27 protein-coding genes are annotated in these 25,940 nt (G+C 68.8%); 12 read left to right on the top strand and 15 right to left on the bottom strand.

Translation table 11 applies throughout. The annotated features are described in order from the left end of the window. Positions 1 to 114: 114 nt before the first annotated feature. The 3 genes from E4P24_RS01410 to alaS all read right to left on the bottom strand — a co-directional run bounded on the left by E4P24_RS01410 (position 115) and on the right by alaS (position 4,602). Positions 115 to 828 (bottom strand): type 1 glutamine amidotransferase, encoded by a 714-nt coding sequence (locus E4P24_RS01410; protein ID WP_004045322.1) that lies wholly within the window; start codon positions 826 to 828, stop codon positions 115 to 117. 114 nt (positions 829 to 942) lie between these two features. Then, positions 943 to 1,719: an alpha/beta fold hydrolase gene (locus tag E4P24_RS01405; protein WP_115802058.1), complete on the bottom strand. Its 777-nt coding sequence runs from the start codon at positions 1,717 to 1,719 to the stop codon at positions 943 to 945. A 114-nt stretch (positions 1,720 to 1,833) separates the two neighbouring features. Beyond that, positions 1,834 to 4,602, bottom strand: a complete 2,769-nt coding sequence (gene alaS, locus E4P24_RS01400) for an alanine--tRNA ligase (RefSeq protein WP_115802057.1) — start codon at positions 4,600 to 4,602, stop codon at positions 1,834 to 1,836. A gap of 122 nt (positions 4,603 to 4,724) precedes the next feature. On the opposite strand from alaS, the gene E4P24_RS01395 reads away from it, so the two are divergent. Both E4P24_RS01395 and E4P24_RS01390 read left to right on the top strand, forming a co-directional pair. Then, positions 4,725 to 5,210 (top strand): TspO/MBR family protein, encoded by a 486-nt coding sequence (locus E4P24_RS01395; protein WP_188148003.1) that lies wholly within the window; start codon positions 4,725 to 4,727, stop codon positions 5,208 to 5,210. A 147-nt stretch (positions 5,211 to 5,357) separates the two neighbouring features. After that, entirely contained in the window at positions 5,358 to 7,718 is a 2,361-nt protein-coding gene (locus E4P24_RS01390; protein WP_188148002.1) for a GAF domain-containing protein, read from the top strand. 67 nt (positions 7,719 to 7,785) lie between these two features. Here the strand turns inward: E4P24_RS01390 and E4P24_RS01385 are convergent, their stop codons facing one another. Next, positions 7,786 to 8,769, bottom strand: a complete 984-nt coding sequence (locus tag E4P24_RS01385; protein ID WP_004065554.1) for a replication factor C small subunit — start codon at positions 8,767 to 8,769, stop codon at positions 7,786 to 7,788. 105 nt (positions 8,770 to 8,874) lie between these two features. Here E4P24_RS01385 and samp2 point away from each other — a divergent pair, with 105 nt between their 5' ends. The 3 genes from samp2 to E4P24_RS01370 all read left to right on the top strand — a co-directional run bounded on the left by samp2 (position 8,875) and on the right by E4P24_RS01370 (position 9,966). Beyond that, positions 8,875 to 9,075 (top strand): ubiquitin-like modifier protein SAMP2, encoded by a 201-nt coding sequence (gene samp2 / locus E4P24_RS01380; RefSeq protein ID WP_004065555.1) that lies wholly within the window; start codon positions 8,875 to 8,877, stop codon positions 9,073 to 9,075. Between the two features lie 7 nt (positions 9,076 to 9,082). Continuing rightward, positions 9,083 to 9,502: a GNAT family N-acetyltransferase gene (locus tag E4P24_RS01375; protein ID WP_006600780.1), complete on the top strand. Its 420-nt coding sequence runs from the start codon at positions 9,083 to 9,085 to the stop codon at positions 9,500 to 9,502. 83 nt (positions 9,503 to 9,585) lie between these two features. Further along, positions 9,586 to 9,966 carry a helix-turn-helix domain-containing protein gene (locus tag E4P24_RS01370; protein ID WP_004065559.1) on the top strand — a complete coding sequence of 127 codons (381 nt, stop codon included), beginning with the start codon at positions 9,586 to 9,588 and terminating at the stop codon, positions 9,964 to 9,966. Positions 9,967 to 9,975: 9 nt separating this feature from the next. On the opposite strand, the gene E4P24_RS01365 is transcribed toward E4P24_RS01370, so the two are convergent. The 3 genes from E4P24_RS01365 to larB form a co-directional block, all read right to left on the bottom strand. Further along, positions 9,976 to 11,349 carry a phosphoglucomutase/phosphomannomutase family protein gene (locus tag E4P24_RS01365; protein ID WP_144858771.1) on the bottom strand — a complete coding sequence of 458 codons (1,374 nt, stop codon included), beginning with the start codon at positions 11,347 to 11,349 and terminating at the stop codon, positions 9,976 to 9,978. Positions 11,350 to 11,411: 62 nt separating this feature from the next. Next, on the bottom strand, positions 11,412 to 11,651 hold the full coding sequence (locus E4P24_RS01360) for a GIY-YIG nuclease family protein (RefSeq protein WP_004045312.1): 240 nt from the start codon (positions 11,649 to 11,651) through the stop codon (positions 11,412 to 11,414). 391 nt (positions 11,652 to 12,042) lie between these two features. Further along, positions 12,043 to 12,804 (bottom strand): nickel pincer cofactor biosynthesis protein LarB, encoded by a 762-nt coding sequence (gene larB, locus E4P24_RS01355; RefSeq protein WP_188148001.1) that lies wholly within the window; start codon positions 12,802 to 12,804, stop codon positions 12,043 to 12,045. A 184-nt stretch (positions 12,805 to 12,988) separates the two neighbouring features. On the opposite strand from larB, the gene E4P24_RS01350 reads away from it, so the two are divergent. Continuing rightward, positions 12,989 to 13,156, top strand: a complete 168-nt coding sequence (locus E4P24_RS01350; RefSeq protein WP_004045310.1) for a DUF1931 family protein — start codon at positions 12,989 to 12,991, stop codon at positions 13,154 to 13,156. Positions 13,157 to 13,320: 164 nt separating this feature from the next. On the opposite strand, the gene rpiA is transcribed toward E4P24_RS01350, so the two are convergent. From rpiA to E4P24_RS01330, 4 genes are all read right to left on the bottom strand, one after another. Then, on the bottom strand, positions 13,321 to 14,013 hold the full coding sequence (gene rpiA / locus E4P24_RS01345; protein ID WP_115802052.1) for a ribose-5-phosphate isomerase RpiA: 693 nt from the start codon (positions 14,011 to 14,013) through the stop codon (positions 13,321 to 13,323). A 60-nt stretch (positions 14,014 to 14,073) separates the two neighbouring features. Further along, positions 14,074 to 15,198 carry an ORC1-type DNA replication protein gene (locus E4P24_RS01340; protein WP_004045308.1) on the bottom strand — a complete coding sequence of 375 codons (1,125 nt, stop codon included), beginning with the start codon at positions 15,196 to 15,198 and terminating at the stop codon, positions 14,074 to 14,076. 134 nt (positions 15,199 to 15,332) lie between these two features. Continuing rightward, complete coding sequence (locus E4P24_RS01335) at positions 15,333 to 15,602, bottom strand: hypothetical protein (RefSeq protein WP_008606091.1); 270 nt, start codon at positions 15,600 to 15,602, stop codon at positions 15,333 to 15,335. A gap of 54 nt (positions 15,603 to 15,656) precedes the next feature. Then, positions 15,657 to 17,651 carry an endonuclease MutS2 gene (locus tag E4P24_RS01330; RefSeq protein ID WP_115891745.1) on the bottom strand — a complete coding sequence of 665 codons (1,995 nt, stop codon included), beginning with the start codon at positions 17,649 to 17,651 and terminating at the stop codon, positions 15,657 to 15,659. A 177-nt stretch (positions 17,652 to 17,828) separates the two neighbouring features. Between E4P24_RS01330 and larE the strand changes: the two genes are divergently transcribed. Next, positions 17,829 to 18,725, top strand: coding sequence for an ATP-dependent sacrificial sulfur transferase LarE (gene larE / locus E4P24_RS01325; RefSeq protein ID WP_004065572.1), 897 nt, complete (start codon positions 17,829 to 17,831; stop codon positions 18,723 to 18,725). A 54-nt stretch (positions 18,726 to 18,779) separates the two neighbouring features. Here larE and E4P24_RS01320 read toward each other — a convergent pair whose 3' ends face one another. Then, on the bottom strand, positions 18,780 to 19,418 hold the full coding sequence (locus E4P24_RS01320; RefSeq protein ID WP_004065573.1) for a histidine phosphatase family protein: 639 nt from the start codon (positions 19,416 to 19,418) through the stop codon (positions 18,780 to 18,782). 74 nt (positions 19,419 to 19,492) lie between these two features. Between E4P24_RS01320 and E4P24_RS01315 the strand changes: the two genes are divergently transcribed. Next, positions 19,493 to 19,975, top strand: coding sequence for an SRPBCC domain-containing protein (locus tag E4P24_RS01315; RefSeq protein WP_115802049.1), 483 nt, complete (start codon positions 19,493 to 19,495; stop codon positions 19,973 to 19,975). Between the two features lie 30 nt (positions 19,976 to 20,005). Here E4P24_RS01315 and E4P24_RS01310 read toward each other — a convergent pair whose 3' ends face one another. Next, on the bottom strand, positions 20,006 to 20,326 hold the full coding sequence (locus tag E4P24_RS01310; RefSeq protein WP_115860611.1) for a hypothetical protein: 321 nt from the start codon (positions 20,324 to 20,326) through the stop codon (positions 20,006 to 20,008). Between the two features lie 112 nt (positions 20,327 to 20,438). Next, positions 20,439 to 21,806: a Sec-independent protein translocase protein TatCo gene (tatCo, locus tag E4P24_RS01305; protein WP_115860613.1), complete on the bottom strand. Its 1,368-nt coding sequence runs from the start codon at positions 21,804 to 21,806 to the stop codon at positions 20,439 to 20,441. Between the two features lie 130 nt (positions 21,807 to 21,936). Between tatCo and tatCt the strand changes: the two genes are divergently transcribed. The 4 genes from tatCt (at position 21,937) to E4P24_RS01285 (ending at position 25,334) form a co-directional block, all read left to right on the top strand. Next, positions 21,937 to 24,093 carry a Sec-independent protein translocase protein TatCt gene (gene tatCt, locus E4P24_RS01300; RefSeq protein ID WP_004065582.1) on the top strand — a complete coding sequence of 719 codons (2,157 nt, stop codon included), beginning with the start codon at positions 21,937 to 21,939 and terminating at the stop codon, positions 24,091 to 24,093. 119 nt (positions 24,094 to 24,212) lie between these two features. Then, positions 24,213 to 24,389, top strand: a complete 177-nt coding sequence (locus tag E4P24_RS01295) for a ribbon-helix-helix domain-containing protein (RefSeq protein WP_004045298.1) — start codon at positions 24,213 to 24,215, stop codon at positions 24,387 to 24,389. Continuing rightward, entirely contained in the window at positions 24,382 to 25,101 is a 720-nt protein-coding gene (locus E4P24_RS01290) for a queuosine precursor transporter (protein ID WP_004045297.1), read from the top strand. Before E4P24_RS01295 ends, E4P24_RS01290 begins: the two co-directional genes overlap by 8 nt. A 56-nt stretch (positions 25,102 to 25,157) precedes the next feature. Then, on the top strand, positions 25,158 to 25,334 hold the full coding sequence (locus E4P24_RS01285) for a hypothetical protein (protein WP_004065585.1): 177 nt from the start codon (positions 25,158 to 25,160) through the stop codon (positions 25,332 to 25,334). Positions 25,335 to 25,406: 72 nt separating this feature from the next. Here the strand turns inward: E4P24_RS01285 and E4P24_RS01280 are convergent, their stop codons facing one another. Then, on the bottom strand, positions 25,407 to 25,808 hold the full coding sequence (locus E4P24_RS01280) for a hypothetical protein (protein ID WP_004045295.1): 402 nt from the start codon (positions 25,806 to 25,808) through the stop codon (positions 25,407 to 25,409). Positions 25,809 to 25,940: the final 132 nt, after the last annotated feature.

The raw sequence follows: 25,940 nt of genomic DNA, 5'->3' as shown, positions 1-25,940 counted from the left end.
TTGCGGGGACGGGAGGCCGAAAAGCCGGAGATGAGAGCGGGCTGGACGCGACTCGGCGGCGGCCCGGATGCGGCTCGGGTACGACTCGAAGACGGCTCGCGACCGTCGGAACGCTCAGGCCGCCGATTCGACCGAGCCCGCGTTCGTCCGGTTCACGTAGGTGACGAAGTTGTCGAACAGGCGCTTTGCCTCGCAGGCGGCGGCGTAGTTCTCCGGCGTGATACCGTCGACGACCGAGCGAATCCGCTCGTCGGGGAGGAAGTCCTTCTGGCGGGCGATGGCTTCTGCGGTGTCGGTGTCGTACTCGGGGTGGAACTGGACGCCGAAGGCGTGATTCCGGCGGAACGCGTGGACGCCGAACTCGTTTTCGGCGAGGAGGTCCGCGCCCGACGGGAGTTCCGTCACCCGGTCGCCGTGGGAGGTGAAGACGGTGAAGCGCTCACCGATGCCGGCGAGGATGTCGTTCCCGTCGTCCGGGCGAGTCCGCTCGATTTCGTTGTAGCCGAGTTCGAACGCGCCCATGTCCTCGACGGTGCCGCCGAGCGCCGCCGCGACGACCTGGTGGCCGAAACAGACGCCCAAGAGGGGGACGCCGCGCTCGTCGGCGTCGGCGACCCACGACACGAGGTTGCGAATCCACGGCTCGTCCCAGTAGACCGAGGACGACGAGCCGCTGATAACGACGCCGTCGTAGTCGAAGTGGTCGGGGAGACGGCCGTCGGTCACGTCGAACTCGACGAGGTCGGCGTCGAGTTCGCGCCTGAAGTTTCGTGACGTGCTCGAATCGCCGTGGGAGGCGTCCAAGAACGCGAGTCGCGGGCGAGTCATCGTGGAGAGACAATCGGTGCGGCTCTAAAGAAGTTGCGCCCGGAACGCTCACTGCCGGCATCTGCGACGGGGCGCGTCGGCGGCGACCGCGGGGAGAGCGCCCGACAGCGACGCTCAGTCGTCGTCGAGCGATTCGAGAAAGGAGACGAGCGCGTCGTTGACGAGCCGCGACCGCTCGACGGTGACGAGGTGGCGCGCGCCCGCGAACGACTCGAACTCGCCGCGCGGGAGACCCTCGGCCAGCGCGCGGCCACCCTCGACCGGCCAGACCGGGTCGTCGCCGCCGTGGAGGACGAGCGTCGGGACCGTCACCTCGTACAGCGGGCCGGCGTCGTAGTCGGCGACGGCGGCGGCCTGCGCGGCCCACGCCTCGGGGTCGGCGTCCTCTCGCTCGCGCCACGAGACGAGTTGCTCGACCACGTCAGGCTGTTCCGCGCGAAATTCTTCGGAGAGCGCCGGCGCGAGCGACTCGCGGAGCGCGGCCGGGTCGTCGGGCGCGGCGGAGAGCGGGTCGGGGTCGATGCCATCCCCGGAGGCGGCGGTGCCGACGAGCGTGAGGCTCCGGGCGCGGTTCGTCGTCCGCGCGGCCTCCAGCGCGACCAGCCCGCCGAGGCCGAATCCGACGAGGTGGGCCTTCCTGACGTTCGCGTCCGCGAGGACGGCCACGAGGTCGGAGACGAGCGTCGCGACCGAGTACGGCCCCGCGGGCGCGTCGGAGCGACCGGTCCCGCGGAGGTCGGTCACGAGGCTCTCGTAGGGGCCGGCGACGGCGGCGTGCTGCCACCCCCACTGCCACGCGCCGTAGCCCGCGTCGCCGACGAAGGCGACCGTCTCGCCGTCGCCCTCGCTGTCGTAGTACAGTTCGACCCCGTCCGCGACTGCCGTGGGCATACCGGGGGCTCGGCGGGCGAGCGACTTAGGGCGTCCGTCTCGCGGACGCGAAGCAAGCGAAACCGAACGTGAGCGCGACCCCGACCGCGAACTCGTCGGCGTCGCGCGACCGACTCAGGCGTTCAGGACCGTCCGAAGCACGTCGGGGGCCTCGTCGAGCGCGCCGTCGAGCGCGTCCACGTCGGGGCCGCCGCCCTGCGCGAAGTCCGCGGGACCGCCGCCGCCGCCGCCGACCTTGCCGGCGAGTCGACCGACGACCTGCCCGGCGTTGATGCCCACGCCGTCGGGGACGCCGACGACGAACTGGGCGCTGCCGCCCGCGGCGGAGCCGAGAACGGCGACCTTCCCCTCTTCGACCAGCGCGTTCGCGGTCGCGCGGAGTTCGTCCGCGTCGCCGTCGAGGCGCTGGACGACGGCGGGCGTACCGTCGATATCGATTTCGTCCGCCCCGGCCGCGGCGCGCGCCTCGGCGAGTTCCGTCTTCAGACGGTCGATGGTCTTGCCGCGCTCCTTCCACTCGGTGAAGAAGCGCTCTGCCGTCTCGGGCACGTCCGCGGGGTTCACGTCGAGCACGTCGGCCGCGCCGTACAGCGCGTCCTCGGTGCGCTGGGTGGCCTCGACGGCCGCGTCGCCCGCCGCGAAGACGACGCGCTCGACGCCGTCCTGCACGGGCTCCGTCGTCAGCACCTTGATGGCCCCGATGTCGCCGGTGCGCTTGACGTGGGTGCCGCCGCAGGCCTGCACGTCGCTGCCGACGTGGATGAGGCGAATCTGCTCGCCCGGCGGGATACCGCCCTGATAGAGGTCGAAGCCGTACTTCTTCTCGGCGTCGCGGCGGTCCGGCCACTCCTGTTTGACCGGGATGTTCCGCATCACGATTTCGTTGGCGACGCGCTCTATCTGCTTGACCTCCTCGCGGGTGATGCGCTCGTAGTGGGTCACGTCGAGCCGCGAGCGGTCGACGCCCTTCGACGCGCCGGCCTGCCGGATGTGGTCGCCGAGGACCGTCCGGATGGCGTGGCCGATGACGTGGGTCGCCGTGTGGTGGCGCATGAGCCGACGGCGGCGCTCGGCGTCGAGCTGGCCGCGGACGAACTCGCCCTTACCGGGGTCCTCGTCGGTTCGGTGGAGCACCACGTCGCCCACGATTTGCACGTCGGTCACTTCGACCGTCGTGTCGTCGGTGGCGAGCGAGCCGTGGTCGGCGGGCTGACCGCCGCCTTCGGGGTAGAACATCGTCTGGTCGAGGACCACGTCGTAGCCCTCCTCGCGCTCGAACACGTCGAGGACGACGGCCTCGAACTCGGTGCGCTCCTGGTCGTCGTAGTAGAGCTTGTCCGTCGCCGGCAGGTCGCCGAGGCGGTCGTCGCGCTCGTCGGCCTCGCCCTCGCCGTCGACCTGCTCGTGGCGGTCGGCGACGAGCGAGTAGAAGTCGTCGGGGATGTCGACGGTCGCGCCGCGCTCTTCCGCGATGTCCTGCACCATGTCGGGCTGGATGCCGTGGGAGTCGTACAGCTCGATGAGCTCGTCGAGCGGGATGGGCTCGTCCGTGTCGGCGTAGTCGTCGGCGAGCTGCTGGACCTTGCGGGAGCCGCGTTCGAGCGTCTTTCTGTACTTGCGCTCCTCGCTGCGGACGATGTCGCGGATGGTGTCGCGGTTCTGGTAGTCGAGGCGCTCGGCCTGCATGTCCACGAGCTCGTCGAGCGGGGCGTCCACGCCGAGGTTGTCCACGAGGCGCTTGGTGCGCCGGAGGACCATACGGGCGAGGTAGCCCGTCCCGACGTTCGAGGGGACGATGCCGTCGCCGAACATGTACGCGAGGGTTCGGCAGTGGTCCGCGATGGCGTAGATGTCTTCGAGCGGGCGGAGCAGCGAAGTGAGTTCGGCCTCGTCGACGCCGAGTTCGCCCGCGACTTCGGCGCGCGCGGTGGCGAGGTCGTCGATTTCGTCGATGTCGAGGTGGCCCGAGAGCTTCGCCGCGCGGTGGATGAGTTCCTCCTCCTCGTCGGTGTGCTCGATGCCGACGTTGTCCTTCAGGAACTCGATCATGTCGGGGTAGACGGCCTCGTACACCGTCGGCGTCCCCTGCGACACCCACGTCCACCGTTCGAGCCCGTAGCCCGTGTCGACGATGTAGGTGTCCATCGGCGAGTAGGTGTTGCCGTCCTTGAGTTCGTAGTCGCCGTCGGGGTCCTGCTTCATCGACATGAAGACGAGGGTGGCGAGTTCGGCGCCGCGGTAGAGCACCTCGAAGGCCGGACCGGCGTTGCCGCCGCCAACCCACGGGTCCTCGATGTAGGTGATTTCGGAGATGTCAGCGCCGAGCGACTCGAAGAACTCGTCGCAGAGGCGGACCGTCTCGTCCTTCCAGTAGACCTCGCCCTCGTAAGCGTACTTGTCGCCGGCCTCCTCGCGGGCGTTGAACGCGTGGTGGGCCATCATCTCGAACGCCATCGTGTGGCGACCGGTCTTGCCCACGTTGTCGATGTCCTGCATACGGATGCAGGGCTGGGAGACGGTCAGCGGGTTGGCCGGCGGCGGCGTCTCGCCGGACGTGACGAGCGGCTGGAAGTCGTAGATAGAGGCCTGCGTCAAGAGCACGTCGTCGCGCCAGCGGTTCGCGGCGACCGGGTAGGGGTCGATGCGCTCGTGGTCGTGGTCCTCGAAGAAAGAGAGGAACTTCTCGCGCATCTCTTCGAGGGTGTACTCCTCGTCGAAGCCGGGGTTGTCGATGAAGGTGTAGTCGTCGGCGGGCGGTTCACCGCAGGTCTCGCGGTCGGGGTCTCGTGTCCAGAAGTGGACCCCCGTCACGGGGCACTGCTTCCGGTAGAAGCCCTCCTCCTCGAAGTAGTCGAGGCGGTACTCCGCTTCGAGTTCGCTCATTGCCAAACTCTGGTCTACCGTCGGGTAAAACAGTTCCGGGAAATGGACGCAGACGCCCGATTCCCCACAATTTCGCCCGCACGGGCCGCGTCGTTCTTTTCCCACCCGAGCGAACGAGGAGTATGAAACTCGCTTCGCTCCGGCGGCGACCGGCGGTCGAACTGCTCACGTGGGTCGCCCTCGCGCAACTCGCGGGCGCGCTCGGGAGCGTCTTCACCGTCACCGACGCGGGGTCGTGGTACGCGACGCTCGCCCGCCCGTGGTTCGCCCCGCCGAACTGGGTGTTCGGCCCGGTCTGGGTGACGCTGTTTACCCTCATGGGCGTCGCCGCGTGGCTCGTCTCCCGGCGCGACCACCCCCGCCGCGAGCGGGCGCTCGCCGTCTTCGTCGGCCACCTCGTCGTCAACGTCGCGTGGTCCGCGGCGTTCTTCGGACTGCGGTCGCCCGCGGTCGGCCTCGCCGTCATCGTCGTCCTCCTCGCGGCGATTCTGGCGACGACGCGCGAGTTCGCCGCCGTCAATCGGCGCGCCGCCGCCCTCCTCGTCCCCTACCTCCTGTGGACGTGCTTCGCCGCCGCGCTCAACTACGGATTCTGGTCGCTAAACTGAGGAATCCGGCGAGGTCAAAGCGCCGCGCCGCCGAATCGGACCGCTCGCGGCGTGTTCTTGCTCATTGAAAACATGCCGCAACGATTATAGTTCTCGTCGCCCTCCAGTAGGGGGACTGCCGTGCACGCGACGGACCCAACGGTTTTCGTGGACGACGACTTCGACGATATCGACCTCGGCGACGGGGTCACGGTGGCGTCAGCGAGTGACGAGAACGACCCGAGCGACGCGGCGTGCGTCGTCGTCACGGACCCGGACGCCGAGATACCCCGCGACGTGCCGACGATTCTGTACACCGAGGTGTCGCCCGAGGCCGTCGAGCGGCCGGCCCGATTCGACGCCTACGTCAGCCGCGGCGACCGCGCCGGACTCGAAACGCAGGTTCGCTGGGCGCTGTCGTCGGCCGGTTTCGCGAGCGGGCACGACGACAGGGCGGAGGGCGGAGCGGTGACGGGTTCCCGAACCGACGCCGAGTGGGACCGGCTCAAACGGCTCTACGAGGGGACGACCGACCTCATCGCCGCCGAGACGGTCGAGGAGTTGTACGAGCGAGCCATCGGTCTCACGGAACACATCCTCGAATTCGACAACACCTCGTTTTTCCGCCACGACGGCGAGGGCTTCTACGTCGTCGCCAACGACGACGACGTGGCAGAAACGGGCCCGATTTCGACCGACATGGGCCTGCTCGGGGAGACGTACCGGACCGGCCGCTCGTTTCTCGTGGACGACGTGCGCGACCACCCGGTAGCCGACCCCAACGACCCCGCCTATCGCTCGGCGGTGAGCGTCCCCGCGGGCGACGACGGCGTGTTCCAAGCCATCTCGAACGAGGTCGGCGCGTACGACGAGACCGACCGCACGCTGGCCGAACTCCTCGTGTCCTACGTCTCCGAGACGCGGAGTCGCATCGAGTCCGAAGCCGCCGTCAGAAAGAGCCGCGAGCAGATAGAGCGACTCCACCGGGGAGCCACCGAACTGGCCGCGGCGACGAGCCTCGACGAACTGTTCGAACAGACCGTCGAAATCACCGACGACATCCTCGAGTTCGACATCAGCTACGTGGGCGTCGTCGAGGACGGCTACATCGTTCCGGCGGCTATCTCGTCGGACGCGCCGGCCGACGGCGCGGAGCGCGTCCCGCTCGACGACGGCGGCATCGCGGCCGAGGTGTACCTGTCGGGGAACACGGACATCACCGACGACGTGCGCGACCACCCCGAGGCCAGGCCGGTCAAGCGGATGTACCGCGCGGTCCTGAGCGTCCCCATCGGGGACCTCGGCGTCTTTCAGGCGACCACGTTCACCCCCGGCGCGTTCGACGAGCGCGACGCCGAACTGGCCGAACTCCTCATGGCGCACGTCGCGGTCACGGCCGAGCGCATCCGCGCCGAGTCGCGGCTCCGCGAGGAGCGCGACCGCTCGACGGCGCTGTTCGAACACGTCTCCGACGCCGCCGTCGCCTACGACGTGGAAGCCGGCGCGGTCACGGTCCGCGACGTGAATCGGGCGTTCCAGTCGGCGTTCGGCTACGACGCCGACGACGTGGTCGGAAGCGACCTCCTCGGGCGAATCGTGCCCCCGGTGCCGGACCCGGACCCGGTGCCGGAACCGGGGGACGACGAGACCATCCCCGAACTCCTCGTCGCCACCGGCGAGAGCTACCGCGGGGAGGTCCGCCGCCGGACCGACGGCGGCGTCCGCGAGTTCATCCTGAACGTCGTCCCGCTGTCGCCCGGCGAGGAGCGCGGGGCGGGCTACGCCATCTACACCGACATCACGGAGCGGAAGACCCGCGAAAGCGAGCTAGAGCGACAGAACGAGCGATTGGAGGAGTTCGCGAACATCGTGAGCCACGACCTTCGCAACCCGCTTTCGGTCGCCCGCGGGAACCTCGAACTGGCCCGCGAGACCGGCGACGAGGTGCGCTTCGACACCGCCGAGCGGGCGCTCGAACAGATGGAGGAACTCATCGACGACCTGCTGTCGCTCGCCCGTCGCGGCCAACTGGTCGACGAGACGGAGCGCGTCGACCTCGGGGCGGTCGCCCGGCAGGCGTGGGCGACCACCGACACCGGCGACGCCGAGTTGGTCACCAGCCAGTCGGTCGTCGTCGACGCCGACGAGGACCGCCTCGCCGAACTGCTTTCCAATCTGTTTCGGAACGCCGTCGAACATGGTTCCACGGGCAACCAGACTGCGTCTGGTGACGCCGTCGAGCACGGCTCGACGGGCAGTCGGGATACTCCCGACGACGCCGTCGAACACGACGGCCGCGACGTGCGCGTCGAGGTCGGCGGCGTCGACGGCGGCTTCTACGTCGAAGACAACGGCCCCGGCATCGAGCCCGAGCGCCGCGACGAGGTGTTCGAACCGGGCGAGACGACCGGCGAGGACGGCATCGGCTACGGGCTGGCCATCGTCCAATCCATCGCCGAGGCCCACGGCTGGTCGGCCATCGTGACCTCCGGAACGGCGGGCGGCGCGCGCTTCGAGTTCCGGGCGTGACGGGCGCGAAAACGAGTGGAGAGACCGGAGACCGCGGCGTCGAAACGACCGGTGCAGTGTCCTGCGTTCAGTTCTGCGAGAGCGCGAGCGACGCGAGGAGCGCTTCGAGTTGGACCTGCTCGTTCGCGCCCTCGGAGATGCGGTAGTCGGCCTCGCCGATGCGCTCCATGAGGCGGACGGCGTCGCGCTCGTCGAGGTCGAACTCCCAGACCGAGCGGTGAAGCTGGTCGATGATGTCGCCGCCGGCCATCCCGGTGTCGACGATGAGCGTCTCTAACTGCTTGCGCGCGGCCGTGAACTCGCCGTCGATGGCGGCCCGGACCATCTCCTCGATGTCCTCGGGGCGGGCCGTCGAGGTAATCATGTAGACGGCCTCCTCGTCGACGACCTCGCCGGTCGTCGCGGCGGCCTGCAGGGAGTTGATGGCGCGGCGCATGTCGCCGCCGGCGGCGTAGACGAGCGCGTCGAGGCCGTCTTCCGTGACCTCGATGTCCTCGGCGGTGGCGATGTCGCGGACCTGCTCCGCGATGGCGTCATCGCCGAGCGGGGAAAACCGGAACACCGCGCAGCGCGACTGGATGGGGTCGATAATCTTCGAGGAGTAGTTACACGAGAGGATGAACCGGGTGTTGTCGGAGAACTGCTCCATCGTCCGGCGGAGCGCCGACTGCGCGTCGTTCGTCAGCGAGTCGGCCTCGTCGAGGAAGATGACGCGGTAGTCGTGGCCGCCGAACGACGAGCGCGCGAAGTTCTTGATGCGGTCGCGGACCACGTCGATACCGCGCTCGTCGGAGGCGTTGAGTTCGAGGAAGTTGCCGCGCCAGTCGTCGCCGTAGATGGCGCGGGCGATGGCCGTCGCGGAGGTGGTCTTGCCGACGCCCGCCGGCCCCGCGAACAGGAGGTGCGGCAGGTCGTCGCGCTCGATGTAGCTGCGCAGGCGCTCGACGATGTCGTCCTGCCCGTAGACGTCGTCGAAGGTCTGCGGTCGGTACTTCTCGATCCAGATTTCACGACCCGCCGGGGCGTCGCCCGACTCCGCGGCCTCGCTCATATCCGTTCTACCGACCGCCCCGCACATAAACCGTGCGAGACGGAGACCGCCCCCGGCCGACGCCGAGCCGACGGACTGAAACCCGCGCCCGACCCACGAGCGACCATGAACGTGACCGTCGAGGTCGTCGGCGAGGAGACCAGCGAGGTCGCCGTCGGCGACGACGGGACCTACGCGGACCTCGTGCGGGCGGTGGACCTCAGCCCCCACGAGGTGACCGTCCTCGTCGACGGCCGCCCCGTCCCCGAAGACCAGCCCGTCGAAGTCGACCGCGTGAAGGTGCTCCGCCTCATCAAAGGCGGGTAGTCGGCGCATGGACGACACCGAAGAGACCGACGACACCGCCGAGAACCCCGATATCCGCGTCCGCGAGGGCGACCCCGACGAACTGGTGGCCGTGATGCGCGTCCTCGACGCCGGACTGCTCGAAGCCGACGCGGGCGCGGTCCGCGACCGACTGGCCGCCGGCGACTGCCTCGTCGCGGAGGCGTCCGGCCGGGTCGTCGGCGCGCTGGCGCTCGACGGCGACTATATCGAGGCCGTAGCCGTCTCCCCGAGTCGCCGCGGCCGGGGGGTCGGAACCCAACTCGTCCGTGCGGCGCTCGACCGCCGGGGCCGACTCGTCGTCGACTTCGACGGGGGCGTCAAGCCGTTCTACGAGTCGCTCGGATTCGACATCGAGGAGCGAAGCGACGACGAGGGGCGGTTTCGCGGCGTCCTGCGCGACGAGTGACGGCCGCGCCGCCTCGGATGTTGAGAGTTAACAATCGACACAGATTTAGCCGCCGGTCGTCAAGCGCTAGGGAGTCAAGGCCCATGGCACACCGAGACCGGAGCGACCGTATCCTGACCGACTGGGACCGCGTGTTCGACGCGCTCGCGGACCCGTCGCGCCGCTACGTGCTGGAGTACCTCCACGACCGGTCGGAGCCGGCGACGGTCTGGGACCTCGCGGTCGCCCTCGCGGTGCGGACGACCGACCTCCCGCCCGACGAGGTGGACGTGCAGGTCGTCCAGCAGGCGGAGGTCGGCATCATCCACGTCCACCTGCCGAAGCTTCAGGCCGCGGACCTCGTCGAGTCCGGGGGCGACGGCGTCTCGCTGACCGAGCACGCGGAGACGCTCCCGCTTTTCACGCCGGCGTACCGCGGGGTCGTCAGACCGGTCGGCGACGAAGAAGAGAGACGAGAGCCCTGAACCGTCCGCTCAGACGAGCGGTTCGACGAGTTCGCGGCCGGCTTCGAGGAGCGCCGAGACCGCGTCTTCGCTCCCGGCTTCGGCGTAGACGCGCATCTTCGGCTCCGTCCCCGAGGGGCGGACGAGGAGCCACGAGCCGTCTTCTAAGAGGAGTTTGAAGCCGTCGAGCGTGACGACCTTGGCGATATCGCGGCCGGCGACCGTCTCCGGAAGTACGTCTTCGAGGTCGTCGATGACGCGCGCCTTCTCGGCGTCGGGGCAGGCGACGCTTATCTTGTCGGCGACGATGTCGCCGTGTTCGGCCTCGATGCGGTCGAGGCGGGCGTCGAAGTCCTCCTCGGCGGTCGCGGCGGCCGCGAGCAGGCCCATGAGGACGCCGTCCTTCTCGCGGACGTGCCCGCGGACCGAGAAGCCGCCGGACTCCTCGCCGCCCATGAGCGCGTCGTGTTCGCGCATGCCGTCTGCGACCCACTTGAAGCCGACCGCGGTCTCGAACACCTCCTCGCCGTGCGCCTCGGCGATGCGGTCGATGAGGAACGTGGTCGAGACGGTCCGGATGGCCGGACCGGAGTCGGATTCGAGCAGGTAGTCGTAGACGGCGGCGAAAAAGAGGTTCTCGTCGAGGACGCCGCGGTCGGGCGTGGCGATGCCGATGCGGTCGGCGTCGCCGTCGTTGGCGACCCCGAGGTCCGCGTCGTGTTCGGCCATCGCCTCGGCGAGGCCGCCGAGGTTCTCCGCGGAGGGCTCCGGCGAGATGCCGCCGAAGTCGGCGTCGCGCTCACAGCGCAGGCGGACGACCTCCGCGCCGGCGGCTTCGAGGAGCGCGTCGGTGACGCCGCGGCCGCTGCCGTGCATGGCGTCGTAGACGACCGTCAGGTCCGAGAGGTCGTCGCCGACGAGGTCCATCGCGTGGTCGGCGTGCGGCGAGACCACGTCGACGCGCTCGATGGTGCCGCGCTCGGACTCGGGGAGGAGGTCCGGTTCGGCGAGTCGCTCTGCGACCGCGTCGGTCACGTCGGGGAGCGCCGGCGCGCCGTCCGAGGGGATGAACTTCACGCCGTTGTACTCCGGCGGGTTGTGCGAGGCCGTGACCATGAGCGCCCCCGAGAGGCCGCGGTCGGCGATGGCGTAGGCGACGAGCGGGGTCGGGCAGTCGCGCTCCGGCAGGAGCACGTCGAAGCCGTTGCCGGCGACGACCTCCGCGAGCGACTCCGCGAAGCCGGGGGAGGTCTCGCGGGCGTCGTAGCCGACCAGCACCGGCGCGGTGAACCCCTCGTCGGCGAGATAGTCCGCGACCGCCTGTCCGACGACGCGGACCCGGTCGTCGGTGAACGTGTCCAGCGTGGCGCGCCACCCGTCGGTCCCGAATGAGATTTCGTCCATACGCGCACCACTCCGCGGTGGAGCAAAAAACTACGTTACGAGCCGACGGGGAGGAGAAGCGCTCACGACTCGACGAGTCGCTGTTTCTCCCGGCGGCGGAGCTGTTTAATCTCGTACTCGCGGGACATCGCGGCCGACTTCGAGTCGAACTCCTCGACGTGGACGAGTTCGACCGGGGTCCGACCGCGGGTGTACTTCGCGCCCTCGCCCGCGTCGTGTTCCGCGACGCGTCGCTCCACGTCGGTCGTGTAGCCGGTGTACAGCGAGCCGTCGTTACACTCGATGACGTAGACGAAGTGCACGAGAGAATGGTTCAGGGGCGCGGGTATGAACCCTGCGCCCGACCTCGCGCACGAGGAGTTGGCTTCGCGTGGTGGTCTTTTGTCGCTTCAGTGGTCATGCAGTGCGGGCACGCTGTCGAGCGACCTCCGCGATACCCGCGTTCGCCGAGCAGTTGGGACAGGCGAGAACCTGCCCATTCTTGTCGGCGAACACGCGTGCGAAGCGCTCGGAGACGTGTGACCCGCAGTGGTCACAGACTGGCATTGTTGCGGTCCGGCAGCCACCAAGCCGGTGTGTGATACACAGTCCCCCACCCATATGAGGGCTTCGCGCGTGTGCGTACGCACGCGAAATCGCGCACGACCACGAGGGGACAGACGTGGGCGACGACGGGGGACAGACTGCGCCCGGTCAGGCGTCGTCGTCGCGGGCGTCAGCGACCGCGCGGGCGATGAGTCCGGCCTGCGCGCCGGCGATGTAGCCGGCGTCGACGTTCACCGCGGAGAGAACCGTACACGACTGGAGCATCCCGAGGACGGCCGCCTCGCCGTCGCCGCCGTGGCCGTAGCCCGTCGAGACGGGCAGGCCGATGACGGGCGTATCGACGAGACCGGCGACGACGGTCGGCAGCGCCCCCTCGCGGCCGGCGGCGACGACGACCACGTCGGCCTCGCGGAGCGTGTCGAGGTTGTCGAGCACGCGCCCGAGGTGGGCGACGCCCACGTCTTCGATTCGCTCGACGTCCACGCCCATCTCGCGGAGGACCGCGGCCGCCTCGCCCGCGGCCTCGGCGTCGGAGGTGCCGCCGGTGGCGATGGCGACGGTCGCGTCGAGGTCGGGGCGCTCGAACGCCGGCGCGGCCGCGACGACCGTCTTCGCCCGGGCGTCGCGGTCGATATCGGCGTCCGGGAGGGCGTCGGCGACGGCCTCCGCGTGAGCGGTGTCGGCCCGAGTGACGAGCGCTCGACCGCTCGTTTCGACCGCCGCGACGGCCAGCGTGGCCGTCTCGTCGGGCGTCTTCCCCTCCGCGAGAATCGCTTCGGGAACGCCGCGCCGCGTCTCTCGGGCGGCGTCGAACCGGCCCGCGTCGGTCGTCGCGTACCCGGAGAGTCGTACCTCCGCCTCGGCGGGCGAGAGCGAACCGTCCGCGACCGCCTCCAAGATGTCGCGCATGGCCGCACGTTGGGCCGAGGCGTACTCATACCCGTCGTTCCGCCCGCTCGGGGATAAAGCATATATAAGTGGAGATTGTTCCCGGTAAATCCGTCCTCATAGAAGCGCCATAACCCCCAAATCCGGCGGTATTAACGTCCAATATAGGAAAGTTTATTAAAGGAGAATCGGTAGGATATCCTGTATGGCAGACCTCATTGTCAAGGCAGCCGTCAAGGAAGCGCTCAAGGACAAGAACGTGGCCTCGGACTTCTACGACGCTCTCGACGAGGAAGTCAAGGAGCTTCTCGAAGACGCTGCTCGCCGCGCTGAGCAGAACGACCGTAAGACGGTCCAGCCCCGCGACCTGTAAACTCGGTCTTTAGACCTCTCGTTCTTTTATCGCCGACCGAAGAGCGCCGGTTGTGTCTCTCAGAGAGAGCGACCCGCCCCGTGAGCCGGGGCGGTCGAGGTGGGACGTTCGAGCGTCGAACCACTCGGTCTGCCGGATTCCGTTCGAGCGCCGGACCAATCGAGTCAGAGTTCAGTGACTTCCACGCCGTCGTCGGTGCCGACGTAGACCGCGTCCGCGAGGCCGACGAACAGACCGTGTTCGACCGCGCCGGGGAGCGACGCGAGGTCGGTCGCGAGCGACTCGGGGTTCGGAATCGCGCCGAACTCGCAGTCGAGGACGAGATTTCCGTTGTCGGTGACGACGGGGCCGTCCTTCCGCTCGGCGCGGCGGAGCGTCGCCTCGCCGCCGAGGTCCGAGACGCCCGCCGCGACGGTCGTCCGCGCCGACGGGAGCACCTCGACGGGGACGGCGTGCGAGAGCGTTTCCGCGATTTTCGAGGGGTCGGCGACGACGAGGAACCGGTCGGCGAAGGCGTCGACCACTTTCTCGCGGGCGTGGGCCGCGCCGCCGCCCTTGACGAGCGCGCCGTCCGCGAGCGCAACCTGGTCGGCCCCGTCGATTGCGAGGTCGACAGCGTCCACCTCGTCGAGGTCGACGACGGGGATGCCGCACTCGCGGGCGAGTTCGCGGGCCGCGAAGGAGGTCGGGACGCCCCGGACGTCGAGGCCGTCGGCGACGCGGTCGCCGATGGCGCGGATGGCGAACGCGGTGGTGCTGCCGGTGCCGAGCCCGACGACGGCCCCGTCTTCGACCGCTTCGACCGCCGCCGCCGCGGCGCGGCGCTTCTGCGCGTCGGTTCCGCCGGTAGTCTTCATGGCTCAGCCGACTCGGCCGGCGAGTAAAAATTGTCCTGAAACGGGGCGGGAGAGACGCCCTCAGAGGCGGTCCAAGACCGCGTCCGCGTCGTAGGCGAGCGAGATGGCGCGGGTGCGACCGCGTCCCTCGATTTCGGTGTATCGGGCCTCGATGACGCCCAGTTGGTCCAGTTTGTTCACGAGTTCGGAGTAGCGCGTGTAGCCGAGGCCGGTCGCCTCGTTGAACGCGTCGTACACCGCGCCGGCGCGCTCGCCGTCGTACTCGGCGACGACCCGGACGAGTTCGCGCTCGGGGTCCGAAAGCCCTTGCAGACACCGCGAGAGGTGGACGTACTTCGACTTGTCGTAGGCGGCCTCCACGTCCTCCATGTCGACGGTTCGGGAGGCGCGCATCTCGGCGTGGAGGCCCGCGCGACGGAGCAGGTCGATGCCGACCCGGAGGTCGCCGCTATCGGCGGTGAACTCCGCGACCTGGTCGAGTTCGGGCGCGCCGATAACGTCCTCGTGGAAGCCGCGTTTCGACCGCCCGCGGAGGATATCGACGATTTCGTCCACGTCGTAGCGGGGGAAGAACACCTCCTCGGGCCGGAAGACGCTCTGGACGCGCCCGTCGAGTTCGTCGATGACGTCGAGCGAGAGGTCCGACGAGATGATGATGACGCCGATGCGCGCGCCGGAGTGCGCCTCGTGGGCGCGCAACAGCGAGTAGAGCGTGTCGGACGCCTCGTTCTCGTAGAACAGGTAGTTCACGTCGTCGAGCGCGACGACGAGCACCTCGTCGTCCTCGACGAGGCGGTCGGTTATCTGGCCGAACAGTTTCTTGAACGAGATGCCCGACGACGGGGGTTCGTACTCGAAGATGTGCTCGAAGACGCGCGAGAACACCGCGTAGCGCGTCGAGTCGACCTGGCAGTTCACCCGGACGGTCCGGACGCCCGACTGCGTGCCCAACTCGCCGAACAGCTTCTGGACCGCGGTGGTCTTGCCCGTCCCCGGCGGCCCACGCACCATCGTGTTCAGGGGGCGAGAGCCGCGGACCGCGGGCCGAAGCGCGTACTTCAGGCTCCGCAGTTGGCTCTCGCGGTGGTTGAACGTCTCCGGAACGTGGTCGATTTCGAAGACGTGTTCGTCGCGGAACACCGTCTCGTCCCACGACAGCATCCCCTCTTCGGGGTCCTCCCTCATCGAGTAAAGTACCACGCGCGGGGGACTTAATCGTTTACCGCGCCGGCGTCCGACGGGGGGCGGACGGGCGTCGTCTCGCTCGCGGTCGGCGTCGTCGCCGCGGTCCGGTGGGAGGTCGCGAGCCGGTACGTCACTTACTGAAGGAGCCGGACGATTCGGTAGCCGATGGCGACAATCAAAATCAGTCCGACCGCGCCGATACCGAGGACGACGGGCGTCCCGCCGGTCCGCGAGAGCGCGCTCAGCGCCGGAAGCACGAAGACGGACAGCACGAGGAACCCGCCGAACAGCAAAAACAGCAGATAGACAGCGGTTCCGAGCACGTCCCAGATGGCGTTCTTCGTGGCGTGGTAGACGAGGTCGTACTGCTGTCGTTCCTCGGGGGAGAGCGAATCGGAGGGCACGGGCGAAGTTGTCGGCGTGTTAAGATAAATCGTGTGTTGGCGCTGGCGGCCGCGTCAGTCGAACTTCTCCAGCAGTCGCCCGTAGAAACTCGTCTCGTTCTCGCCGGCCAGTTTCTCCACGATGAGTTCCGGGGTCGACCGCGCGAGGTGGTCCTTCACGGGCGAGCGGTTGACGACGAGTTCGCCGTCTTCCAGTCCGACGGCCTCGATGCCGTCGACCGCGACCGACACGTCCGCCGCCTCGCGGATGCCGCCGGCGAGGTGGGAGACGAACACGGCCGCCGCGCCCTGTTCCGCGAGTTCTTCGAGGATGCCGGCGATGATTTTGGCCGACGCGCCGGGTTCGGTGATGCTCTCCAGTTCGTCCACGAGGACGAGGCGGTCGGCCGCGCCGTCGGTGAGCGCGGCGAAGTCGCGGAGCGTGCTCTCGAACGCGCCGGCGTCGAGGGTGCCCTGCGACTTGGCGTAGTAGTGGAGTTCGGAAAACCGCGAGAGGCGGACCGACTCGGCGGGGACGGGAAGCCCCATGTGCGCGAGGACGACGACGAGGCCCACGAGGTCGAGCGTCGAGGTCTTGCCCCCGCTGTTGACGCCCGAGAGGAGCGTGACGCCCGACACCTCGTAGTCCACGGGGTCGACGTCCGCGAAGTCCACGTCGAGGAGGGGCGAGCGGCCGGCCTCGATGGCGAACGAGCCGGCACCGTCGTTTCCGGCCGCGCCGGTGAACTCGGGGAAGACGCAGTCGAAATCGTGGGCGAACCGCGAGACGGCGAGGCGCACGTCGAGTTCGAGCGCGTCGCGGACCAGCGTCTCGACGGGGTCGCGCAGCTCGCCGAGGTCGGCGGCGAGACCGGCTTTCAGCTTCGCGGCGCGGCGGTCGCGGGCGGCCTTCAGTTCGGTTCGGAGGCGGCCGACCGCCTCCTCGTCGTGGCCGAGCGGGAACGACGGGTCGTCGGGAAACACCCGCTCCGTGAGGTCGGCCTCGCCGGGGCGCAGCGACAGCGACTCCACGAGGTGGTCGCGGGCGGCCGAAAGCGCCTCGTCGAACTCGTCTTCGAGTTCGCGCGACAGCAGGGAGTCGACGCGCGCGCCCTGCTCGACGAGCGACAGGAAGTCGGTCCCCTCGATGGTCACGTCGCGCTCGCGAATCACGTCGCGGAGGCGGTCGTTGGCGACCGATTCGGCGGTCGAGACGGCGGTGTCGAGGTCGTCCACCGCGTTCGAGAGGCGTTCGAGTTCGTCGTCTCCGAGGACGGTCCCGTCGTCCGCCAGTCGGGACAGGGCGTCGCGGAGGGCGGCGAGGTCGCAGGGCGGGTCGAGTTCGGCCGCTTCGTGGACCGCGGCGGCCGCCTCCAAGGCCTCGCGGTTCGCGGCGAAGAAGGCCAGCAGTCGCTCGGGGACGACCTCGTCGGTCCGCTCGGCGGCGTCGGGGAGGACGCGCACGTCACCGTCCACGTCGATGCCGGCGAACGACTCGTCGAGGACGACCACCGTCGAGTACGACCGCGCGAGTTCGGCGATGTCGCGGCCGTCTTCGACGACCTCGATTGAGAGTTCGGGAAACGCCTCCTTGGCGGCGGCGTAGCGCTCCGCGTCGGCGGTGGCGATACAGCGCTCGCGGACGCGACGCGGCGTCGGGTCCGCGAGGGGTTCGACGCCCGACAGCGCCGCGAGCACGTCCGGGTCGGGGTCGAGGTCGGTCGCGTCGGCGGCGAACGCCCGGACCTCCTCGATGCGCGAGGCCGACCCGGTGGGAAACAGCGTCTCCAGTCGCTTCTCGGCGTACGTCGTGACCGTCCGCGCCTGCAAGAGACCGAGCGCGTCGCGGTAGATTTCCGAGGCGCGGTCGGTGGCGAGGAAGCCGCCGGGGTCGTCGTGGTCGCGGCGAATCGCGCCGCGGGCGATGGCCGCCGCCCTGCCCTCCGTGAGCCCCGGTGCCCGCGCGAGCGCCGCCACGTCGCCGTCGGTGAGGGCTCGCTCGGCGTCGTCGAGTTCCGCGAGCGCGGCGGCCGTCTTCTCGCCGACGCCCGGGATGGTCTCGAAGTCCATTCGGGCGGACCTATCGCGGCATAGGACAAAAAGTCGCGGGGTGGTGACTCCGGGACGACGGGCGGGTCGCATCGACGCGGGAGCGCCTGTCGCGGCCGATTCGACGGCGCGTGCGCCCTTCGCGGTCGTTCGCGCCGGGGGCGAGGGGCTTTTGCCCGTCGGCCGGGAAAGGAGGCCATGAGCGAGCGAGACGTCGCGGCGAAGGCCGACGCAGTACGCGAGGCGCTCGCGGAGCGCGAGAGCGTCCTCATCGCCTTTTCGGGCGGCGTGGACTCCAGCGTGGTCGCCGCACTCGCCCACGAGGCGCTCGGTGACGACGCGGTCGCCTGCACCGCGAAAAGCGAGACCCTGCCGGACGCCGAGTTGGACGACGCGAAGCGCGTCGCCGAGGAAATCGGCATCGAACACCTGACCGTCGAGTTCTCCGAGTTGGACAACCCCGACTTCGTCGCCAACGACGACGACCGGTGTTACCACTGCCGGACGATGCGCCTCGGCCGGATGTACGAGGCCGCCCGCGACCGCGGCATCGAGGCCGTCTGCGACGGGACCAACGCCTCGGACCCCGGCGAGGGTCACCGCCCCGGCCTCCGCGCCGTCGAGGAGTTAGAGGTGCTGTCGCCGCTTTTGGCCCACGACATCACGAAAGAGGAGGTCCGCGCCATCGCCGACGACTACGACCTGTCGGTCGCAGACAAGCCCTCGATGGCCTGTCTCTCCTCGCGGATTCCGACCGGCCTCGAAGTCACCGAGGAACGGCTCTCGCGGGTCGAGCGCGCGGAGACGATTCTCCGGACGTGGGGCTTCGAGCAGTTCCGCGTCCGCGACCACGACGGCCTCGCCCGCATCGAGGTCGCGCCGGAGGAACTCGACCGCGCCCTCGACGCCGACTTCGTCCGCGCCGCCCGCGACCACCTGAAGGACGCCGGCTTCGACCACGTCACGCTCGACCTCCACGGCTACCGGACCGGGAGCGTCAGCCCCGGGGCCGAGGCGGAGACGGACGCCGACGCGGGCGACGACGACCTCCTCGTGGACGACGTGTTCGCGCAGGACTATCCGATGCGGAAGTAAGGAACCGCGAGGAAACGAGCGCCGCGACCGCGCCGAAAATCGACCGCAGAACGCTTACGCCGTCAGAAATCGCGTCTCGTTCTCGGCGACGACGTGGACGAGCGGTTCGTCGCCGTCGTTTCTCAGTTCGACTTCGAACTCGCAGATGCCGCCGTTGTCGAGCGGTTGCGACAGCATCGTCTCGACGATGTCGAGGCCCTTCACCTCACCGAGCGACAGCCGAATCGGCGCGCCGTGGCTGACGACGAGCACCGTCTCGTCGGCGTCGAGCGAGTCGGCGAGTCCCTCGTGAGCGTTGAGGACGCGGCGGCGGACCTCGACGAGGCTCTCGCCGCTCGGAGGGCGCTCGCGGGCGGCGGGCGCGCCGACCGCCGAGAGGAAGTACTGCGGGTACCGGTCGGTGAGTTCGTCGAATTCGAGCCCCTGAAACGACCCCACGTCGCGCTCGCGCCACGCCGAGTCGAGGACGGGTTCGAGGCCGAGCTCGCGGGCGACGGGGCGGGCGGTCTCTTGGGCGCGTTCGATGTCGGAGGAGACGAGGCGGTCGACCTCGTAGCTGTCCGCGACGTGGCGCGCGAGGGCGTCGGCCTGCTCGCGGCCGCGCTCTGTGAGCGACACAGGGGCCCACCCCTGTACGCGCCCGGCGCGGTTCCACGTCGTCTCGCCGTGTCTGGCGAGAAGGAGGGTTGCCATACGTCCGTCTCTCTCCTCACCGGCAATGAACGTTCCGCGCGAGATTCACGGTCTCGGCCGCCCAACTGTTAGGTATGGCACACGAACTCGTCACGAGCATCGAGATAGACGCCCCGCCCGAGCGGGTGTGGGAGGCGCTCGTCGACTTCGACCGCTACCCCGAATGGAACCCGTTCATGCGAATCGCCGGGCGGCCGAACGAAGGCGCGACGCTCACCGTCCACCTGCGACCGCCGGGCGGGCGCGAATCGGAGTTCGAACCCGACGTGACCCACTGCGAGAAGCACCGCGAACTGCGCTGGGTCGGCCACCTCGTGGTTCCGGGGCTGTTCGACGGCGAACACCGGTTCCGCCTCGAACCGCTCGACGGCGGCGAGCGCACCCGGTTCGAACACGCGGAGACGTTCTCGGGCGTCCTCGCCGGACTCCTGTTGCGGTTCGTCGGCGAGCAAACCCGGGCGGGATTCGTCGCCATGAACGAGGGGCTGAAGACGCGCGTCGAGGGAGTGGTCGCGGCCGAGAATCGGAAGGCGACGGAGTCGTCGGACGCAGTGTGATTCCCCGCGGTCTCGGGGAGATTCGGCGCGTTACAGCGACTCGCCGCAGAAACGGCAGGTATCCCGGTCGGCTTCCTCCAGCGAGTGGCAGTTCGGACAGGAGACGGTCTCGGTACGGGCGGAAGAGATGCCGTCCGGCGACCGCGACTGACCCGCGCGGCGGCCCACCCCGGGTTCGTCGCGCCCGAGGTTGAGGTACAGCGTCAAGCCGAGAATCCCGCCGACGAACACCGAGAGGCCCCAGAGGAAGGCGTTGTGCGAACTGTGTCTGGTCGCGTCGATGCCGGCCCAGACGCTCACGGCGAACCAGAGCGGGAGGGCGACCGCAGACAGGGCGACGAGGTCGGCCATCGTGTCACTATTTCAATCATTATGACATAGGTCTTCTGAACGGGCGGCCGTCGCTGAAAGCGAGGCAGAACGACCCGGCCGAGGGAGCGACGGGAGGAAAACGAGACGCCGGTCAGTTCCCGGTCCAGCGTAAGGCCGCGAGCGTCCCCTCGAACAGGGTAATCATCGTCGCGCCGATGATGATGGGGGCCATCCCGGTCGGGTCGGGGCTGACGAGGAACGCGAGGCCGAGGAACGCGCCCCAGAACAGCAGGCGGCGGTCTTCGAGCCACCGTCGGGTGACGAGGTTCATCATGATGGCCAGTTCCACGAACAGCGGAATCTGGAAGACGACCGCCATGTAGCCCATCAGGATGAGAATGAGGTTGAACGTCTCCTTGAGGCCGAACGCGACGACCGCGGTCCCCTCGGTGTAGGAGGTGAAGTACGCGAAGATGGCCGGCAGCACCACGAAGTGGGCAAAGAGGACGCCGACGAGCGCGAGGACGAGGCTCGTCGGGACGGCCGCGAGGTAGTACTTGCGCTCTTTGGGGTAGAGGCCGGGGCGCATGAACAGGTACGTCTCGTAGACGAACACGGGGAGGCCGATGACGGTCCCGGCGAGGCCGGCGACCTTCAGTTTGGTGAGGATGAGTTCGAGCGGGCCGTAGAGCCGCGGCCGGCGGTCGACGATGGTCTCCGCGCCGGGGATGTGGGAGTTCCAGAGGAAGTTGATGACGTCGGTCGCGCTCGGGATGTGGACGCCGAAGGCGGCCTGCGTGTCCACGAGCGCGTTGAGGATGTCCGCGCCGGGAAACAGCACGAGCGTAATCGCGCCGGCGACGCCGAGGACGACCGCCAACCGGCGAATCATCTCCTCGATGTGCGCGGTCAGCGGCATCTCCTGGTCGCTCTCGGGGGCCTCGCCGACGAGGCCGCCGGCGTCCTCGTCGTCGAAGTCGTCGCTCTCGAACTCGGGGTCGTCGAAGTCGGCGTCCTCGGCGGAGACGGACGACGGGGCCACACCGCCCATCTCGTCCTCGCCGGTCAGCGCCGGGCTCGCGCCGTCGGCCGCCGCGTCCGGGTCGGCGTCGTCAGCCGACTCGTCGCTCGAATCGTCGTACGTCCCCTCGGGAACGTGCGACGTGTGTTCGTCGTCCGCGAGGAGACGCGGTTCGTCGTCAGAGTCGGCGTCGGAATCGGCGTCGGAATCGGTAGCTGAATCATCTGCGTCGTCGGGAGCCGCATCGGTATCGGAATCGGAGTCGTCGCCGTCGTCGGCCGTCTCGGCAGCAGCGTCGGCAGAAGCGTCGTCGTCAGACCCATGGGTGACGGTCTCGTCTCGCGGGGTGACTCGACCGTAAACCGGACCGTCGGACGACGAAGACGCGTCGTCGGCGTCGTCGGCGTCGCCGTCGGACGAGCGCTGGTCGGTGTCGTCCGAGGCGTCCGTCTCGTCGTCGGCCGCAGAGAGCCCTGCGTCACGCTCCTCGTCCGCCATTCAGGTGTCCTACGCTTCCGGCCAGTTATAGGTCTTTTCGCATCGCCCCGAGGAGGCGCGCCGAGGGAGCCGAACTCACGCCCGCGGTGAAAAAGATTGATAACCGCCAGACTGCTTTCGCCACGTACGTATGTCCAGCGCCCTCGACGAGGACACCCAACAGACCATCGCGGCGGGCCGCGAGACCGCCGGTGCGATGCTCCGAGCGGCGCAAAAAGACCTCCAGAAGGTCTTTATCGTCTTCCTCGTCGGGTTCCTCGGCACGTTCTACGCGCTCCGACTCTACGTCTGGGAGTTCTTCCGTGGCGTGACCAAGGCGCAGATGGACGCCAGCGTCTCCGGCAACGTCAGCATCATCGCCCAGACCCCCTTCGACGTGATTCTCTTGCAGGCCAAAATCGGTCTCGTCGTGGGGGTGCTGTTCGCGCTTCCGCCGTTTATCTACGTCTCGCGGGACGCGCTGAAAGCGCGGGACGCGTGGCCTAAATCGCCCGTCGCGCCGTGGAAACTCGCGCTCATCGGACTGACGATGGTCGCGCTGTTCGCCGCGGGGGTCGCCTACGGCTACTTCGTCTTCTTCCCGTTCACGTTCGCGTTCCTCGCGCAGAACGCGATTTCCGCCGGCTTCACGCCGAGTTACTCCATCGTGAAGTGGGCGCAGTTCATCTTCCTGCTCACGCTCTCGTTCGGCCTCGCGAGCCAACTCCCGCTCGCGATGACCGGGCTCTCGTACGCCGAAATCGTCCCCTACGAGCTGTTCCGCGACAAGTGGCGGCACGCCATCGTCGGCATCTTCGCCTTCGGCGCGCTGTTCACCCCGCCGGACCCGTTCACCCAAATCATGTGGGCGGTGCCCGTCATCTCGCTGTACGCCTTCAGCCTCTATCTCGCTCGCGTGGTCGTCACGGCCAAACGCGGCAGCGAGAAGATGGACGTCAAATCGACCGCGACAACCCACTGGAACCTCCTCGCGGGCGTCGGCGTCGTCGGCGGCCTCCTCGTCTACGCCTTCTACGAGTACGGCGGCGTCGAACTCGCGAACGACGGCCTCGCCGCAATCGGCAGCGACTACGTGTTCCTCGCTCCCGGTTCGGGGGTCGCGTTGGGCGCGTTCGTCGTCGCCGGCGGCGTCGTCGGCCTCGCGTTCGGACTCGCCTACCTCGTCTACCGCGACATCGAGCGACTCGAACGGACCGAAGTCGGCGTCGGTGACCCGACGAAACTCGACCTCTCGGCGCTCGACGTGGCGGGCGTCCGCGCCGCGCCGCCGGAGGCGTTCGCAGACCTCGAAGAAGACGAGGTGATGGCCCTCGCGTCGGCCGCCATCGACGACGGGGACAAGGCCAAAGCGCAGGCGCTCATCGACCGATTCGACGAGGCCGAGGCGGACCGCGAGGCCGAAGCGGCCGACGCCGAAGACGAACCGGGCGAACTCGAAGACCGGACGACCCGCGCGGGCGGCGCGTTCGTCTCCGAACTGACCGAAGGCGAGACCGACGAGGACGACATCGGCGGCTACTACACCGACATCGCGTTCATCGTCGACTCGCTCACCTCGCGGGCGTTCTGGGTCGTCGGCTGGTTCATGCTCGTCCTCGCGACGACGTTCGGCTGGCTCTACACCGGCGGTATCAGGGACGTGTACGACGACTTCCTCGGCCGACTGCCAGCCGCCGTGCGACCCGAGGAAGTCCTCAACGTCGTCGCGCTCCACCCGATGGAGGCGCTCATCTTCGAGGTGAAGTTCTCGACGATTCTGGCCGTGCTGGCGACGCTCCCGCTCGTCGCGTACTTCGTGTGGCCCGCGCTCCGCGAGCGCAACATCATCCGCAAGCGTCGCCGGACGGTCTTCGTGTGGACCGGCGCGCTCGCCGGCGGCCTCCTCGGCGGCTTCGCGCTCGGCTACACCTACGTCGCGCCGACGGTCATCACGTTCCTCGTCGAAGACGCGCTCGCGGCGAACATGATAATCTCCTACCGCATCACCAACTTCTTCTGGCTCATCTTCTTCACCACCGCGGGCATCGGCCTCCTCGCCGACGTGCCCATCCTGATGGTGCTTCTCAACACCGCCGGCATCAGCTACCGGATGATGCGGAATCGCTGGCGCGAGGTCACGGTGTTCATCCTCGCCATCTCGGCGGTGTTCACCCCCGCGAGCATCACGACGATGTTCATGGTGACGCTCCCGCTGATGGCGGCCTACGGCGTCGGTCTCGGCGTCCTGTTCGTGCTGACGGTCGGCGGCCGGCGCGACCTCTCGCCCGCCCGCGGCGCGGCGGAGTGAGCGCGGCGCACCCGCGAGGGGCGTCACGACCCCGTCGACTCGACGACGCGAAGACGCGCCAGATATCGCCGCTGAGGCCGTTGAAAAGGCGTTAAGTATTCTCACGAGAATCCCCGAGTATGGCCAAGATAAGCGTCGAGATACCCGACGAACTGCTCGCGGACTTAGACGAGCACGTCGGCGACGACAAGAAGTTCGTGAACCGAAGCGATGCGGTTCGGGCGTCCATCCGGAAGACGCTCGACATCCTCGACGAAATCGACGACCGACACAACCGCCTCGTCGAAGATGAGTGAGGGGCGCTCGGCCATCGGACAAGTCGCCCTCGTCGGCCTGTTCGTCACCGCGCTGACGACGGCGCAGTTGACGGCGTCGAAACTGCTTTCGATTCCCCTGCCGTCGGCGGTGGGCGAACTCCCGTTCGTCGGCGCGGCCATCCTCATGCCGGGAGCGGCGCTGGCGTACGCGCTCACCTTCTTCGCGTCCGACTGTTACTCCGAACTGTACGGCCGCCGGGCGGCGCAGGTCATGGTGAACGTCGGCTTCGCCATGAACTTCGTCCTCCTCGGCCTCGTCTGGAGCACCATCGCCGCGCCTGCCGCGAACCCCGAGTTCGCCGCGCAGTTCGCCACGGTGCTCTCGTCGGGGACGAACGTCGTCGCCGGGAGCCTGCTCGCGTACCTCGTGAGTCAGAACTGGGACGTCGTCGTCTTCCACGGCATCCGCGAGCTGACCGACGGCTCGCTCCTCTGGCTCCGCAACATCGTCTCGACGGCGACGAGTCAGGCCATCGACACGGTCATCTTCGTCGGCGTCGGGTTCTACGCCGCGCCGACGGTCCTCGGCATCGGAGACGTGCTCCCGTGGAACGTCCTCGTCGGCCTCGCCGTCGGGCAGTACCTCCTGAAGCTCCTCATCGCAATCGTGGACACCCCGTTCGTCTACGGGACCGTCGCGCTCCTCCGCGGCGACGACGAGTCCTCGACCGACGGCTGGGTCGCGGACTGAGACGCCGGCCGGGGCGACGGACGGCTTATCTCTTTTGGTAGCATACCACACGATGTATGGCCGACGAGCACCGCCACAGGCTCACCGAGCGAGACGGGATGGAGATGGGGATTCGCTGTCCGAACTGCGGGACCTACACGTCGTTCGGCGACATCCTCGCCACCGGGGCCTGTCGCGGCGGTTGGAAGGGCTGCCGGACGGGGCTCCGACTCGACCTCGTGGTCGTTGAGTGAAAAGATGCGACGGGGCGGCGGACCGCCAGAACGTCGAGACGGCGGGGCGACGGGTCGAACGCGGGACGTGGCTCAGGCGGCCCCGTCGGTCTCGGGCGAGTCGCTCAGATAGAGGTACGCCGCCGCGGCGCTGAAGACGGCCTCGCCGCCCTTCGAGAGAATCGCCATCTCGCTGACTCGCCCGCTCATGACGGCCCACGCCGCGATTTGAGCGAGCGCGAACGCGATGGCGACGAGGTAGAACTCGCGCCGCCAGAACTTGCTCAGGTAGACGGCGATGCCCGCGAGGAAGCCGACGCCCGCGAGGACGAACAGAATCGCCTGCGTCTGGTCGAACTGCATCAACACCGGCGCGAGAGAGAGGTGGGCGTACACGGACGCCAACGCCCCGAGGATGGCGACGTACGGAACGATACCCGACGGGAGGCCGGTGAACAACGGTTGGGACTCGGTGGTCGTCGTATCTGCTGACATGGGTGACACGAGCAGAGTCGTGTCAAACACGGATAATGGTTGCCCGAAGTTAGACACAAATTGCGGCGGGCGCGGAGCCGTCGGCGCGGTCGCGGGCGGGCACGGGACGCGCCGGACTCGACGCGGAAACCG

It is taken from the genome of Haloferax sp. AS1, from assembly GCF_014530665.1.
In the GTDB taxonomy this organism is placed as follows: Archaea; Halobacteriota; Halobacteria; order Halobacteriales; family Haloferacaceae; genus Haloferax; species Haloferax volcanii.
Note: the sequence above shows the minus strand (reverse complement) of the source record. Positions and strands in the feature narration are given on the sequence as shown.

What these genes read in the sequence shown, in the direction of transcription:
- E4P24_RS01410 (WP_004045322.1), bottom strand. Translation starts at nt 828, where the DNA reads ATGACTCGCCCGCGACTCGCGTTCTTGGACGCCTCCCACGGCGATTCG.
- E4P24_RS01405 (WP_115802058.1), bottom strand. Translation starts at nt 1,719, where the DNA reads ATGCCCACGGCAGTCGCGGACGGGGTCGAACTGTACTACGACAGCGAG.
- alaS (WP_115802057.1), bottom strand. Translation starts at nt 4,602, where the DNA reads ATGAGCGAACTCGAAGCGGAGTACCGCCTCGACTACTTCGAGGAGGAG.
- E4P24_RS01395 (WP_188148003.1), top strand. Translation starts at nt 4,725, where the DNA reads ATGAAACTCGCTTCGCTCCGGCGGCGACCGGCGGTCGAACTGCTCACG.
- E4P24_RS01385 (WP_004065554.1), bottom strand. Translation starts at nt 8,769, where the DNA reads ATGAGCGAGGCCGCGGAGTCGGGCGACGCCCCGGCGGGTCGTGAAATC.
- samp2 (WP_004065555.1), top strand. Translation starts at nt 8,875, where the DNA reads ATGAACGTGACCGTCGAGGTCGTCGGCGAGGAGACCAGCGAGGTCGCC.
- E4P24_RS01375 (WP_006600780.1), top strand. Translation starts at nt 9,083, where the DNA reads ATGGACGACACCGAAGAGACCGACGACACCGCCGAGAACCCCGATATC.
- E4P24_RS01370 (WP_004065559.1), top strand. Translation starts at nt 9,586, where the DNA reads ATGGCACACCGAGACCGGAGCGACCGTATCCTGACCGACTGGGACCGC.
- E4P24_RS01365 (WP_144858771.1), bottom strand. Translation starts at nt 11,349, where the DNA reads ATGGACGAAATCTCATTCGGGACCGACGGGTGGCGCGCCACGCTGGAC.
- larB (WP_188148001.1), bottom strand. Translation starts at nt 12,804, where the DNA reads ATGCGCGACATCTTGGAGGCGGTCGCGGACGGTTCGCTCTCGCCCGCC.
- E4P24_RS01350 (WP_004045310.1), top strand. Translation starts at nt 12,989, where the DNA reads ATGGCAGACCTCATTGTCAAGGCAGCCGTCAAGGAAGCGCTCAAGGAC.
- rpiA (WP_115802052.1), bottom strand. Translation starts at nt 14,013, where the DNA reads ATGAAGACTACCGGCGGAACCGACGCGCAGAAGCGCCGCGCCGCGGCG.
- E4P24_RS01340 (WP_004045308.1), bottom strand. Translation starts at nt 15,198, where the DNA reads ATGAGGGAGGACCCCGAAGAGGGGATGCTGTCGTGGGACGAGACGGTG.
- E4P24_RS01330 (WP_115891745.1), bottom strand. Translation starts at nt 17,651, where the DNA reads ATGGACTTCGAGACCATCCCGGGCGTCGGCGAGAAGACGGCCGCCGCG.
- larE (WP_004065572.1), top strand. Translation starts at nt 17,829, where the DNA reads ATGAGCGAGCGAGACGTCGCGGCGAAGGCCGACGCAGTACGCGAGGCG.
- E4P24_RS01320 (WP_004065573.1), bottom strand. Translation starts at nt 19,418, where the DNA reads ATGGCAACCCTCCTTCTCGCCAGACACGGCGAGACGACGTGGAACCGC.
- E4P24_RS01315 (WP_115802049.1), top strand. Translation starts at nt 19,493, where the DNA reads ATGGCACACGAACTCGTCACGAGCATCGAGATAGACGCCCCGCCCGAG.
- E4P24_RS01310 (WP_115860611.1), bottom strand. Translation starts at nt 20,326, where the DNA reads ATGGCCGACCTCGTCGCCCTGTCTGCGGTCGCCCTCCCGCTCTGGTTC.
- tatCo (WP_115860613.1), bottom strand. Translation starts at nt 21,806, where the DNA reads ATGGCGGACGAGGAGCGTGACGCAGGGCTCTCTGCGGCCGACGACGAG.
- tatCt (WP_004065582.1), top strand. Translation starts at nt 21,937, where the DNA reads ATGTCCAGCGCCCTCGACGAGGACACCCAACAGACCATCGCGGCGGGC.
- E4P24_RS01295 (WP_004045298.1), top strand. Translation starts at nt 24,213, where the DNA reads ATGGCCAAGATAAGCGTCGAGATACCCGACGAACTGCTCGCGGACTTA.
- E4P24_RS01290 (WP_004045297.1), top strand. Translation starts at nt 24,382, where the DNA reads ATGAGTGAGGGGCGCTCGGCCATCGGACAAGTCGCCCTCGTCGGCCTG.
- E4P24_RS01285 (WP_004065585.1), top strand. Translation starts at nt 25,158, where the DNA reads ATGGCCGACGAGCACCGCCACAGGCTCACCGAGCGAGACGGGATGGAG.
- E4P24_RS01280 (WP_004045295.1), bottom strand. Translation starts at nt 25,808, where the DNA reads ATGTCAGCAGATACGACGACCACCGAGTCCCAACCGTTGTTCACCGGC.